This window comes from Paraburkholderia acidiphila (assembly GCF_009789655.1).
GTDB classification, from domain to species: domain Bacteria; phylum Pseudomonadota; class Gammaproteobacteria; order Burkholderiales; family Burkholderiaceae; genus Paraburkholderia; species Paraburkholderia acidiphila.
Genome location: NZ_CP046909.1, coordinates 2,686,703 through 2,699,889, shown reverse-complemented (window position 1 = coordinate 2,699,889; position 13,187 = coordinate 2,686,703). Strand labels below are relative to the sequence as shown.

The 13,187-nt window shown below is 64.4% G+C and carries 12 protein-coding genes; 7 read left to right on the top strand and 5 right to left on the bottom strand.

Annotated elements, in window-relative coordinates:
- Positions 1–44: 44 nt before the first annotated feature.
- The 7 genes from FAZ97_RS12210 to FAZ97_RS12180 all read left to right on the top strand — a co-directional run bounded on the left by FAZ97_RS12210 (position 45) and on the right by FAZ97_RS12180 (position 8,330).
- The gene (locus tag FAZ97_RS12210) at positions 45–986 is read left to right on the top strand and encodes a cytochrome C assembly family protein (RefSeq protein WP_158758660.1); all 942 of its coding nucleotides are present in this window, start codon (positions 45–47) and stop codon (positions 984–986) included.
- Between the two features lie 22 nt (positions 987–1,008).
- On the top strand, positions 1,009–1,335 hold the full coding sequence (locus tag FAZ97_RS12205) for a PP0621 family protein (RefSeq protein WP_158758659.1): 327 nt from the start codon (positions 1,009–1,011) through the stop codon (positions 1,333–1,335).
- Positions 1,332–1,970 (top strand): 1,6-anhydro-N-acetylmuramyl-L-alanine amidase AmpD, encoded by a 639-nt coding sequence (ampD, locus tag FAZ97_RS12200; RefSeq protein ID WP_158758658.1) that lies wholly within the window; start codon positions 1,332–1,334, stop codon positions 1,968–1,970. The genes FAZ97_RS12205 and ampD overlap by 4 nt, the downstream gene beginning before the upstream one ends.
- A gap of 559 nt (positions 1,971–2,529) precedes the next feature.
- On the top strand, positions 2,530–5,517 hold the full coding sequence (locus FAZ97_RS12195) for a ribonucleoside-diphosphate reductase subunit alpha (protein ID WP_158758657.1): 2,988 nt from the start codon (positions 2,530–2,532) through the stop codon (positions 5,515–5,517).
- Positions 5,518–6,080: 563 nt separating this feature from the next.
- Positions 6,081–7,304, top strand: coding sequence for a ribonucleotide-diphosphate reductase subunit beta (locus tag FAZ97_RS12190; protein WP_158758656.1), 1,224 nt, complete (start codon positions 6,081–6,083; stop codon positions 7,302–7,304).
- Positions 7,305–7,396: 92 nt separating this feature from the next.
- Positions 7,397–7,723, top strand: a complete 327-nt coding sequence (locus FAZ97_RS35345; protein ID WP_158758655.1) for a hypothetical protein — start codon at positions 7,397–7,399, stop codon at positions 7,721–7,723.
- A gap of 28 nt (positions 7,724–7,751) precedes the next feature.
- Complete coding sequence (locus FAZ97_RS12180; protein WP_069268515.1) at positions 7,752–8,330, top strand: histone H1-like DNA-binding protein; 579 nt, start codon at positions 7,752–7,754, stop codon at positions 8,328–8,330.
- Positions 8,331–8,586: 256 nt separating this feature from the next.
- Here the strand turns inward: FAZ97_RS12180 and FAZ97_RS12175 are convergent, their stop codons facing one another.
- The 5 genes from FAZ97_RS12175 to prmA all read right to left on the bottom strand — a co-directional run bounded on the left by FAZ97_RS12175 (position 8,587) and on the right by prmA (position 13,185).
- Positions 8,587–9,063, bottom strand: a complete 477-nt coding sequence (locus FAZ97_RS12175) for an outer membrane lipoprotein (protein ID WP_158758654.1) — start codon at positions 9,061–9,063, stop codon at positions 8,587–8,589.
- Between the two features lie 43 nt (positions 9,064–9,106).
- Entirely contained in the window at positions 9,107–10,048 is a 942-nt protein-coding gene (locus FAZ97_RS12170) for a carbohydrate kinase family protein (protein WP_158758653.1), read from the bottom strand.
- A 96-nt stretch (positions 10,049–10,144) separates the two neighbouring features.
- A complete protein-coding gene (tpx, locus tag FAZ97_RS12165) occupies positions 10,145–10,645 on the bottom strand; it encodes a thiol peroxidase (RefSeq protein ID WP_158758652.1) in 501 nt (166 codons plus the stop codon).
- A 106-nt stretch (positions 10,646–10,751) separates the two neighbouring features.
- Entirely contained in the window at positions 10,752–12,152 is a 1,401-nt protein-coding gene (locus tag FAZ97_RS12160) for a zinc-ribbon and DUF3426 domain-containing protein (protein WP_158758651.1), read from the bottom strand.
- Positions 12,153–12,288: 136 nt separating this feature from the next.
- Entirely contained in the window at positions 12,289–13,185 is an 897-nt protein-coding gene (gene prmA, locus FAZ97_RS12155) for a 50S ribosomal protein L11 methyltransferase (RefSeq protein ID WP_158758650.1), read from the bottom strand.
- Between the last annotated feature and the right edge of the window lie 2 nt (positions 13,186–13,187).

Genomic DNA, 13,187 nt, shown 5'->3' with positions numbered 1-13,187 from the left:
GTCGCGATCCCGCGCGGCCAGGGGGCCTATAGTAAACTTCGAACATGGATATTGTACTGTATGCCCTCACCGTGCTCCTGTACGGCGGATTGTGCGCCGCCGACTGGCGCGCGCTGCGCCGCGCCGGCGCCGCGCCGCTGCTTGGCAGCGTGCCGCCCGTTGCGGTGACGGTTGGCCCAGGCGCGGGCCTGGATGGCGACGCCCTGCGCGCGCGGACCTTCGGCCCGCTTTCGCGCGCGCTGCTCTTTGTCGCGCTCGCGGCGCACGGCGTGCTGCTGCACATGACGATCTTCCCGGCCAGTGAAATGGTGTTCGGCTTCGCCTTCGCGTTGTCGGCCATGTTCTGGCTCGGTGCGGGCATCTACTGGATCGAGAGCTTTTTCTTTGCGCTCGACGGCCTGCGTCTTTTGCTGCTGCCGCTGGCCGCGGTCGCGTCGATCCTGCCGCTTGTGTTCGGCGGCGTGCGCGTGCTGCCCTATGCGGCGGCGCCCATGTTCAAGCTGCACTTCGTCATCGCGAACGTCGCCTATGGGCTCTTCGCGATCGCCGCGCTGCATGCGGTGCTGATGCTCGCCGTCGAGCGCCGGCTGCATGCGCTCAAGGGCGCCGGCTTCCAGCGCAACGCGAGCAATCGCGGCGGCGGGTGGCTGTCGAACTGGATCGAGACGCTGCCGCCGCTCCTCACGATGGAGAAGCTGCTGTTCCGCCTGATCAGCGCGGGCTTCGTGTTGCTCACGGCCACGCTCGTTTCCGGCATCGTGTTCAGCGAGCAGTTGATCGACCGGCCGCTCTCGCTCGATCACAAGACCGTCTTCGCGATTCTTTCGTGGCTGATGTTCGGCGCGCTGCTCACCGCGCGCAAGATTTCCGGCTGGCGCGGACGCGCCGCGCTGCGCTGGGTGATCGCGTCGTTCATCGCCTTGCTGCTGGCTTATGTGGGCAGCCGTTTCGTCTTCGAGGTGCTGCTGCACCGCCCTGTGGTTTGAGTTGCTTGAGTCGCGTGTTCCGATGAGACAGATTTTTCTCCTCGTGCTGCTGTTCGTGGTCGGACAGTGGTTCGTCAAGGCCCTGCGCCGTGCGCAGACGCAGTCGCGTCCCGGTGCGCAACCGGGCCAAGGCGCACAGCCGGGGCAGGGCGCTGCACGCAATGCCAATGGCGGCGCGAGCGCGGGCGGCCAGGCCGCGCTGCCCGAGCCGATGGTCCGCTGCGCCGAGTGCGGCGTGCATGCGCCGCGCAGCGAATCGGTGAATGTCGGCACGCGCTCTTTTTGCAGCTCGGAGCACGCGCGCGCCTATGACGCGCGCACCACGGCCCAGGATCGCCCCGCACGATGAGCGCTGCTGCATCGCCAGAACTGCCAGGATCGCGCACATACGATGTCGATGCGCAAGGCTGGGTGCCGGGCGCGCGTCACCTGCCTTCGCCGAACTTCGAGGCGCGCCCGCAAGGCGCGGTACCGACGCTCATCGTCGTTCACAACATCAGCCTGCCGCCCAACGTATTCGGCGGCCCCGAGATCGCCGACCTGTTCCTCAACCGCCTCGACTGTGACGCGCATCCATACTTCGACGCCAACCTGCGCGGCGTGCGCGTCTCGGCGCACTTCGTCATTCATCGCGATGGCGCGCTTGAGCAGTTCGTCTCGTGCGACGAGCGCGCGTGGCACGCAGGCGCCTCGAGTTTCTTCGGGCGCGAGCGCTGCAACGATTTCGCCATCGGCATCGAACTGGAAGGCAGCGACACGACGGCCTTCGAGGCGGCGCAGTACGACACGCTCGCGGCGCTCGTGAAGGCGCTCGTTGCGCACTATCCGATCGAGGCGCTCGCGGGCCATTCGGACATCGCCCCTGGGCGCAAGACCGATCCCGGCCCGCACTTCGACTGGGCACGCCTCAAACACGATACGCAGCTCGCCGATGCCAGCTTCCCCTATATCCAGGGGCGCGACGCGCAGAACGCGGCTTCGTGACACGTTCGAGCGCGGGCTAATCGCCCGGTCGCTGCACAAGAAATAAGCACCTCTCGCGCGCAAAAGCAGGGTCTTTGCGCGCGCCTCGCAGACCACTCGAAAGCGCATTGGCCGGTAAGGCCCGCGCGGCTTGGCTTGCGGCCTTGTCAAGATAGGACCAGCAAAAAAAGCCATTTGATCGTCTTGTTTCTTCCACTATACTTGGTACCCGAAACAAGGCTTCACACCATATGTTGTGTTGTACCGCGGCGCCCCGCTTCATGAGCAAGGCGCCGCGCGCGTTACCAGCATAGAAAAAACAGAAACTTTGTACGGTGCCGTCGGCCGAGAGAACCGGCGCACCGGCTGTAATCGAGAGAGAAGGTACAGCCAATGATCGCGACATCCACGATGAAGACCGAAGCAGTCCGTGATTCATCTGCCTTGTCGCATCCGGCAGCCTCGCCAGGCTGGACTTTTTTCTCTGCCCGATCGATCGCGCACACGGGGGCGCGGCGTCGGCGTCCGTACTAATCCGCGAACTCTCTTCGCACCTTTCCAGGACCCAGGAGCTTTGCACATGCAAACGACCGATAACGTCTCGACCCGGTATGAAGGCGCGCCCGCGCACACGCTGGGTGGCCAACCGCAGGACGGCCAGACGAGCGCGCAGCAGTTCGCCGACCACAAGGTGATTCGCCGCAACGGTAGCGTGGTGTCGTTCGAACCTTCGAAAGTCGCGATCGCGATGACGAAGGCTTTCCTCGCCGTGAACGGCGGCCAGGGCGCGGCTTCGGCGCGCGTTCGCGAGCTCGTCGAACAGCTCACGCAAAACGTCGTGCGCGCACTCGTGCGCAGCCGTCCGAACGGCGGCACGTTCCATATCGAAGACATCCAGGATCAGGTCGAACTCGCGCTGATGCGCGGCGGCGAGCACAACGTCGCGCGTGCCTACGTGCTGTATCGCGAGAAGCGCAACCAGGAACGCGCGCACGCGCCGGAAACGGCAGCGCCCGCATCGCCTGGCATCAACGTCACGGACAACGGCGTGACGCGCCCGCTCGACATGCAAGCCCTGCGCGCGCTGATCGTGTCGTCGTGCGACGGTCTCGGCGACGCGGTCAACGCTGACCCGATCGTCGCGGAAACGGTGAAGAATCTGTACGACGGCGTGCCGATGACCCAGGTCTACGACTCGGCCATCCTCGCTGCGCGCACGATGATCGAAAAGGACCCGGCGTATAGCCAGGTGACCTCGCGCATCCTGCTGCACACGATCCGTCGCGAAATTCTCGAAGAGGAAGTGACGCAAGCCGAAATGGCCGTGCGTTACGCGGACTACTTCCCGCAGTTCATCAAGCGCGGCGTCGAAGCGGGCCTGCTCGACGACAAGCTCCAGCAGTTCGACCTCAAGCGCCTCGGCAACGCGCTCGACGCGAGCCGCGACCTGCAGTTCGGCTACCTCGGCCTGCAGACGCTCTACGACCGCTACTTCCTGCACGTGCACGGCACGCGCATTGAAATGCCGCAGGCATTCTTCATGCGTGTCGCGATGGGCCTCTCGCTCAACGAGATCGACCGCGAAGCGCGCGCGATCGAGTTCTACAACGTGCTCTCGTCGTTCGACTTCATGTCGTCCACGCCCACGCTGTTCAACTCGGGCACGCACCGCTCGCAGCTCTCGTCGTGCTACCTCACGACGGTCGCCGACGACCTCGACGGCATCTACGAAGCGCTGAAGGACAACGCGCTGCTCTCGAAGTTCGCCGGCGGTCTGGGCAACGACTGGACGCGCGTGCGCGCGCTCGGTTCGCACATCAAGGGCACCAACGGCAAGTCGCAAGGCGTCGTGCCGTTCCTGAAGGTCGTGAACGACACGGCAGTGGCCGTGAACCAGGGCGGCAAGCGCAAGGGCGCGGTGTGCGCGTACCTGGAATCGTGGCACCTCGACATCGAAGAGTTCCTCGAGCTGCGCAAGAACACCGGCGACGACCGCCGCCGCACCCACGACATGAACACGGCGAACTGGATTCCCGACCTGTTCATGAAGCGCGTGATGGAAGGCGGTGAGTGGACGCTGTTCTCGCCGTCGACCTGCCCGGATCTGCACGACCTGTTCGGCGCGGATTTCGAAAAGGCTTACGTCGCTTACGAAGAGAAGGTCGCGCGCGGCGAGATCAAGCTGTTCAAGAAGCTGCCGGCCGCGCAACTGTGGCGCAAGATGCTCGGCATGCTGTTCGAAACGGGTCACCCGTGGATCACGTTCAAGGATCCGTGCAACATCCGTTCGCCGCAGCAGCACGTGGGCGTCGTCCACTCGTCGAACCTGTGCACGGAAATCACGCTGAACACCAGCGACAGCGAAATCGCCGTGTGTAACCTCGGTTCGGTGAACCTGGTCGCGCACATGGTCGAACAGGCCGATGGCACGTTCGCACTCGACCACGACAAGCTCAAGCGCACCATCAGCGTGGCGATGCGCATGCTCGACAACGTCATCGACATCAACTACTACGCGGTGTCGAAGGCGCGCAACTCGAACCTGAAGCACCGTCCGGTGGGTATGGGCATCATGGGCTTCCAGGACTGCCTGCACGTTCTGCGCACGCCGTTTGCTTCGCAGGAAGCCGTGGAGTTCGCCGACCGCTCGATGGAAGCCGTCTGCTACTACGCATACTGGGCGTCGACGGAGCTGGCAGCCGAGCGCGGCCGCTACTCGACCTACCGCGGCTCGCTGTGGGATCGCGGCATCCTCCCGCAGGACACGCTCAAGCTGCTGGCCGAAGCGCGTGGCGGCTATGTGGAAGTCGACTCGAGCGAGTCGATGGACTGGACGTCGCTGCGCGAGCGTATCGCCCAGCACGGCATGCGCAATTCGAACTGCATCGCGATCGCACCGACCGCGACCATCTCGAACATCATCGGCGTGTCGCCTTGCATCGAGCCGACGTTCCAGAACCTCTACGTGAAGTCGAACCTCTCGGGCGAATTCACGGTGGTGAACGACTACCTCGTTCGCGATCTGAAGTCGCGCGGCCTGTGGGACGAAGTCATGGTCGCCGACCTCAAGTACTTCGACGGCATGCTCTCGCGCATCGATCGCGTACCGGCCGATCTACGCGCTGTGTATGCAACGGCGTTCGAAGTCGATCCGACGTGGCTCGTCGAAGCCGCTTCGCGTCGCCAGAAGTGGATCGACCAGGCGCAGTCGCTGAACATCTTCATGGCGGGCGCATCGGGCAAGAAGCTCGACGAGATCTACAAGCTCGCCTGGGTGCGCGGTCTGAAGACCACGTACTACCTGCGCACGATGGCGGCGACGCACGTCGAGAAGTCGACGGTTGCGCACGGCGCGCTCAACGCCGTGCCGACGGGTGGTGAAGGCGGCGGCAACGCCGGTGGCGCATTCGGCGGTGCATCGGGTGGCGCATTCGGCGGTGCAGCAGGGTCGACCACGATGCAGGCTGCGCCGGAAGCCGCAGTCGAAGCCGCGCCGGAAGCAGAGGGTCCGGTGTGCATGATGCGTCCGGGCGATGCTGGCTTCGAAGAGTGCGAGGCTTGCCAGTAAAGCTGGCGGCTGAGCTGACTACGCATGATGCGTGCGGTGCAACGCCGTGCGCATCATGCGAGGACCGAAGCGTCTCTAGTAAACAGTAGTAGATGGTCGTAGCGAGATGTAACAACGAAAGAGGCGCGCGCAATGCGCGCCGACTCTCCCGGCAACTCGCACCCCGCGCGTTGCAGTACGCGAAGAGGCAACAGGAAGGAATCCCTGGAGTTTCGCGCAGGGACAAGACTCAAGGCCGCGCGAGCTTTTAGCGCCGCGCGCGGCAGGCAGTGAGCGGCGAGTGAAAACGCACTCGCGGCGCGAGCGAACAGCGCGCGGCGAACACCGTCTTTCACACACGCTCTCGATGTCGCGAAGACCTTCGAAGCACATCGCACATGCGAAGTGAGCACGACGAAGCAGTGCTCTCTACGCAGTGCTCATGCGATGCAATCGACACAGAGTGATAACAAAGTGTTGTATCGAGGTCGCAACGCGAATCGAAAACAGGATTTTTCGTGTGCGAACCCTTTTATCGCTCACGAAAAGATGGTACAAACCGATCTAAATTGATGGTGACATTTATGCTCAACTGGGATGACGAGATCACGGCCGTAACTCCGTCGAGCGGTGCGCAGCAAAACGCAATGCGCAACCCCGCGGGTCAGGCTGTCCAGGCTGCCGAGATGCAGTTTGGTCTGCGTTCCGCTCCTCAGGCTTCCACGGCGACCAACATCTTCGCCAGCGACTTCGCCGTCGCACCGCCGCCGCAAGCACCGGTCTCGACCGAAGCGCGCGTGAATGTCGCCGACAAGCGCATCATTAACGGCCAGACCGACGTCAATCAGTTGGTCCCGTTCAAGTACAAGTGGGCTTGGGAAAAATACCTGGCGGGCTGCGCGAACCACTGGATGCCCCAGGAAATCAACATGTCCCGCGACATCGCCCTGTGGAAGGACCCGAACGGTCTGACCGAGGACGAGCGCCGCATCGTCAAGCGTAACCTCGGCTTCTTCGTGACGGCCGACTCGCTCGCCGCGAACAACATCGTGCTCGGCACCTACCGGCACATCACGGCGCCCGAATGCCGCCAGTTCCTGCTGCGCCAGGCTTTCGAAGAGGCGATCCACACGCACGCCTACCAGTACATCGTCGAGTCGCTGGGTCTGGACGAGAGCGAGATCTTCAACGCGTACCACGAGGTCAAGTCGATCCGCGACAAGGACGAGTTCCTGATCCCGTTCATCCAGACGCTGACCGATCCCGCGTTCAAGACCGGCACGCTCGAAGCCGATCAGAGCCTGCTCAAGTCGCTCATCGTGTTCGCCTGCATCATGGAAGGCCTGTTCTTCTATGTGGGCTTCACGCAAATTCTGGCGCTCGGCCGCCAGAACAAGATGACCGGCGCTGCGGAGCAGTACCAGTACATCCTGCGCGACGAGTCGATGCACTGCAACTTCGGCATCGACCTCATCAACCAGATCAAGCTTGAAAACCCGCACCTGTGGACCCCGGCGTTCCGTGCGGAGATCACCGAACTGTTCAAGCATGCGGTCGACCTCGAGTATCGCTACGCCGAGGACACCATGCCTCGCGGCGTGCTGGGTCTGAACGCATCGATGTTCAAGAGCTATCTGCGCTTCATCTGCAACCGCCGTTGCCAGCAGATCGGTCTCGATCAGCTGTTCCCGAACGAAGAGAATCCGTTCCCGTGGATGAGCGAGATGATCGACTTGAAGAAGGAACGCAACTTCTTCGAGACGCGCGTGATCGAATATCAGACGGGCGGTGCGCTGTCCTGGGAATAACCCGGGCGCACTGCGGTGCAAGTCTTTAGGGGTTGCCGGAGGCGGCGCACGAGCCGCCTCGACCGGCAGATGACTAGGAGCAGGAACGCCTGATGCAAAGCATGCCCGGAGCCAGGTTGGCTCACCGACGTGACAGGCACTTTGCGAACCCTTCAGAGGGATGGGCAAACTTCCCCCCGGAAAAGCGCGCTGGCTTCGCGTGTTGTGAGGCCGCCGCTTTCAACGAACGTTGCCCGGTGTCGGTAGCCGACGCCGGAATGACTTGGCGCGCTGTGCCTCGTGGCACGGCGCGCCTTACCGCATTCATTAGCGTAAGCGCGCGGGATCAGCGTACGCCGATGAATAGCCCGCTTCGCAGTGTGCGCCGTGAGAAGCGTTCGCGAGAAGCGGGTTTTGACGAAGGGTGTAGTTTGAACTGACTCTCATCTGAACCTGAAGGAGAAAAAAATGGCTACTGCCAAGAAGAAACCGGCGGCTAAGAAGGCCGCAGTGAAGAAGGTTGCAGCGAAGAAGGCAGCTCCGGCGAAGAAGGCCGCAGCGAAGAAGGTCGCGGTCAAGAAGGTCGCAGCCAAGAAAGTCGCCGTGAAGAAGGTTGCTGCGAAGAAGGCAGCACCGGCGAAGAAGGCCGCAGCGAAGAAGGTTGCAGCCAAGAAAGTCGCCGTGAAGAAGGTTGCTGCGAAGAAGGCAGCACCGGCGAAGAAGGCCGCAGCGAAGAAGGTTGCAGCCAAGAAAGTCGCCGTGAAGAAGGTTGCTGCGAAGAAGGCAGCACCGGCGAAGAAGGCCGCGGCCAAGAAGGTTGCTGCGAAGAAGGTTGCAGCCAAGAAGGCGCCTGCGAAGAAGGCTGCTGCCAAGAAGGCTGCGCCTGCGAAGAAGGCTGCCGCCAAGAAGGCTGCCAAGAAGGCGCCTGCGAAGGCCGCTGCCGCACCTGCTGCCCCTGCTGCGCAACCGTCCGCGCCCGCAGCAACGGTCAAGACTGCCCTGAATCCGGCCGCAGCATGGCCGTTTCCGACCGGCAGCCGTCCGTAAGCAGTCCGAGACGAAGCGCGCAGGCTACATCGTTCGCGCGCTTCGTTGGCCGGGCCGGGCGGCATGACACGCAAGGCTCGATCCCGATCCCGTCGCTGGGTTGTCCGCGGCGGGATTTTTTTCGTCTGGAGTTCGTAATATTTCGTGCGCCGCGCGTGCCGCGAGCGGGCATGAAAAAAGGCGCATGCACAGGGGAGCACATGCGCCTGAGGATCCGCATCCGGCGCGAGGCGCCGCTGCGGTACAGGGGAAAGCGTTAGTGCGTGACGCGCGTCACGCCGCCGCTCGAGAGCAGCCGCACGCGGTCGCCCGCGTTGAAGACTTCGCCGGTCGCTGTTTGCGTGATGGCCCGGTAGTCGCCGTTGTCGAGGCGTACTGTGATCTCGAGGCCGTCGCGCATGGCGACGCCGTTCTCGACCGCGTTGCCGGCCACGGCGCCCGCAATGCCGCCGATGATGCCGGTGACGATCGAGCCCGTGCCGCCGCCGATCTGGCTGCCGGCCACTGCGCCAAGCGCACCGCCACCGATCGCGCCGAGGCCGCTAGGTTGGCCGTTGTTCGAGCTGATCTTCACCGCACGCACGCTTTCGACCGTGGCCATGCGCACCGATTGCTCGCGCTGCGCCTGCGAGGCCGTGTAGACATCGGCGGAACTGCTGTTATAGGCACAGCCCGACATCGCGAGCGACCCCGCAATCACAGCTGCAACAATCAGACGACTCGTTATTTTCATTCCCGTAGCTCCAATGGGCGCCGTTCGTGTGCGGCGCCCGCGTTCAGTTCGGCAGTTCGTAGCCGAATGCCTCCTTGAACCGTTCGTTGATCTGCGCCCGCGTGGGCGCATAGTTCTGCGGACCGAGATGCTCGATCTTGAGCGCGCCCATCAGGCTCGCGAGACGCCCCGTGGTTGCCCAGTCGAGGCCGTTCTCGATGCCGTAGAGCAGGCCGCCGCGGAAAGCGTCGCCGCAACCGGTCGGGTCGAGCACCTGAGCGGCCTTGACCGGAGGAATCTCCTCGATCTTGCCGCCGTGGTAGATCTGCGAGCCGTGCTCGCCGCGCGTGATGATCAGCGCGTCGACATGGCTGGCGATTTCGTCGAACGACCAGCCGGTGCGATGGCTGACAAGGTTGGCTTCGTAGTCGTTGACCGCTACGTAGGTCGCAAGTTCAATTGCGCGGCGCAGTGACGCACCGTCGAAGAGCGGTAGACCTTGACCCGGATCAAAGATAAACGGCACGCCGGCCTTCGCGAACTGCTCGACGTGCTGAACCATGCCGTCGAAGCCGTCCGGCGCGACGATGCCGAGCTTGATGCCCGGCGCTTCGTCGGCGCGGTTCAAATGCGATTGCATCATCGCGCCCGGGTGGAACGCGGTGATCTGGTTGTTCTCGAGGTCGGTCGTGATCATCGCCTGCGCGGACCACGTATCGTCCAGCACGCGCACGTGCGCCTTCGAGAGGCCGAGCGTATCGAGGCGTTCGAGGTAGGGGCGCGCGTCGGCTGCGCCGAGCGTCGCCATGATGCGCGCGTCGCCGCCGAGCAGATGCAGCGCGTACGCAATGTTGCCGGCACAGCCGCCGAACTCGCGGCGCATCGTCGGCACGAGGAAGCTCACGTTCAGGATGTGCACCTGCTCGGGCAAGATGTGCTCCCGAAAGCGACCCTCGAAGGTCATGATGTTGTCGTAGGCGAGCGAGCCGCAGATCAGCGTAGCCAAGGCGGGAATTCCTGTAAGGCGTGGTAGGGGAAGGGGCGGCGCACCGGCCTGCGAATCAGTCGTAAGCAGGCTCTGAGCGAGTGCGCCGCCGCCGGATTACTTCAGCGCGGCGAGTGCGGCGTCGTAGTTCGGTTCGTTCTTGATTTCGCTCACGCGCTCGGCGTGCAGGACGTTGTCGTTTTCGTCGAGCACGACAACGGCGCGCGCGGTCAGGCCGGTGAGCGGGCCGCTCGTCACGTCCACGCCATAGGCTTGCGCGAATTCATGGCCGCGGAACGTCGAGGCCGTGACGACGTTGGCGATGCCTTCGGTCGTGCAGAAGCGCGAGGCGGCGAACGGCAGGTCGCCCGAGATCACGACGACGGCCGTGTTGCTCAGGCCGGCCGCGGCTTCGTTGAACTTGCGCGTGGAGGTGGCGCAGGTCGGCGTGTCGAGGCTCGGCACGATGTTCAGCACCTTGCGCTTGCCGGCGAAATCGGCGAGCGCGACGGGCTTCAGATCCTTGCCGACGAGCGAGAACGCCGGGGCCTTCTGGCCGACGCTCGGGAAGGTGCCGGCGACGTCGATCGGGTTACCGCCTAGCGTGACTTGACTCATGATGTGCTCTCCGGGAATGCGTGTTGTGGTGAATGGCGCGCCCGCGCGAAGCGAGACGCCGGGAAACGCGCGGGGCACGCCAGTGCGCCCGCGTACAGACGAAAAATCAGGGGTAGAAAATTTCGATGCGGAAGTTCGAGGCCACCACGTCGCCCGTGTCGAGCCGCACGATCATGGTTTGCGTGGTGCGTGCCGGCAGACCGGCTTCGATCGACGTGCCGGGCGTGACGTAGTCCTGCGGCCACAGCACGCGCCGCACGACGATGTTGTTCTGCCGGTCGAGCAGCGAGAGCTCGATGGCGGGGTACGCGAGCGCCACGTTGAAGCGGTTGCGCAGCGGCACCTTCAGTTCGAGATGATGCGGCTCGTTGTCGACCTGGCGCAGATCGGACGGCTCGACCAGCAGGCCGTCGATGTCGCGCGGCGGCAGCACGCGGCAGCCGAGCTGCTCGCACGCCTGCTGATAGAGCGGCTGCGAGTCGGGCCAGTAGACCATGACCGTTTCGCGCTGCCACCACGCGAGCTGCACGACGAGCAGCGCGAGCAACAGGATGGCGATGAGCGTACCAAGAACGCGCCAGACGAGGCCGCGCGAGGCGCGCGCGTGAGCCGGCGCTTCGCGGGTGACGGCGAACGGCGAGCTGCCGTCGTTGGGCGAGAGCGCGCTGAACGCGGGCTCGGGCGCGGCTTCGCGAGCGCGAGGGCCGAGCGCGGGCTCCGGGTCGTTGATATGAGCCGCAGCCGATGCTTCGTTGGCCGAAAAGGTCGGTTCGGTCGGGCCGCTCGTGCCGAGGTTCGGCTCGCTGCGCGTCCAGCGTGCGGCGGGCGGGAAGGGCTCGGCGGCTGCCGGTTGCTCGGGCGGCGTCGCAGGTGTTGCGGAGGCGGCGGGTGCTGCTGGTGCCGCCGGCTCGTGGGATGCATCGTGTGACTCGCGCCTAAGCGTCGGCTCGTCGTCGAAGATAATCCGCGACTCGACTCCGGGTGTGACGCCGGGCGTGGCGCCTGGGGCGATGCTTGCCCCGGGTAGTTTATCGGCGTTGTATTTCAGGCGCGGATCGAGCTTGCTGTCCTGGGGCGGAGCCCACGGGTCCCACGCGCGATTCGTGAAATTGGGTGTGGCGCTCAGCTGCGGAGGCGGCTCTTGCGATGGCGCCGCTGCTGCGGGCCGAACGTCAGGCTGCTGCGATGCCGTGAACTGCGACTCGGCTTGTGAAGCCGGCTGTGATGCAAGCTGTGAATCCGGCTGTGAATCGGGCTGTGAAGCAGGCCGCGCAGTGAAGTGTGAAGCAGGCGCCGACGGCACCGAGGTCAGGCTGGCCGCGATCTCCGCAGCAACGGGCACGGCGCGCGTGAAGTCGCCGCCTTCGGGCATCTCATACAAACTGCCCGACGCGTCGAACGCTTCCTGACAATGTCCGCAACGCACGAGGCCGCGCCGCACGGCGAGCTGCGTGGGCTGGACGCGGAATACGGTTTCACAGAAGGGGCAGCGCGTTGCCAGAAGCATGTGGACCGAGGATCTGGGTAGACCGGAGGATTGGTGATACCCGCATTCTACTGGCAATCCACCGCAGTCTACGACTTCGGGCATGGCGCTTGGGGCGCGATCAGGCTCGCGCGAGCCTGATCGGAAGGCAAAGGGATTAAGCGCGCCGCGTACCCGCGAGGCAGACCCAGCCTTCGTGTTCGCGCCAAACGGAGATGTCGATCCACTGCGCGTACACCTGCGCGACTTCCTCGGCTTGACGCGCGAGGATGCCCGAGAGTGCAATGCGTCCGCCCGGCTTGACGCGCGAGGAGAGCATCGAGGCCATCAACTTGAGCGGATTCGACAGGATGTTGGCAACGACGATGTCGAACTCGCCGGCAGGGCAGTCGTCGGGCAGGCCGTAGGTGACTGCCGCGCGGTTGCGCTCGCTGTTATGACGCGCGGACTCGACCGCCTGCGGGTCGATGTCGATGCCGATCACCGGATTCGCGCCGCACTTCTGCGCGAGGATCGCGAGGATGCCCGAGCCGCAGCCGTAGTCGAGCAGCGAATTGCCAGGCTGCACGTGCTGTTCGAGCCATTCCATGCACAAGCGCGTGGTGGGGTGGCTGCCCGTGCCGAACGCGAGGCCCGGGTCCAGTTCGAGCACGAGCGCGTTCGGGTCCGGTGCGTCATGCCACGACGGCACGACCCAGATGCGCTCGCCGATCTGGATCGGGTCGAACTGCGATTGCGTCAAACGCACCCAGTCCTGCTCCTCGACTTCGCGCAGCGAGAACTTCGGCGTTTCAGTGAGACCCAGTTCGTTCGAAGCGGCCGCGAGCAGCACGGCGGGATCCTGATCGGCGCCGATCAGCGCAATCACGCGCGAATGCTGCCACGCGGTGCGATCGGGGGTGAGCCCCGGTTCGCCGAAGAGCGGTTGCTCGTCTGGCGTGTCGGCGTCGGCGTCTTCCACCGACACCGAGAGGGCGCCAAGCTCGATCAGCGCGTCGGACAGTGCCTCCGCGCGATTACGATCCAGCTCGACGATCAGTTCCCGGTAGCTCATGA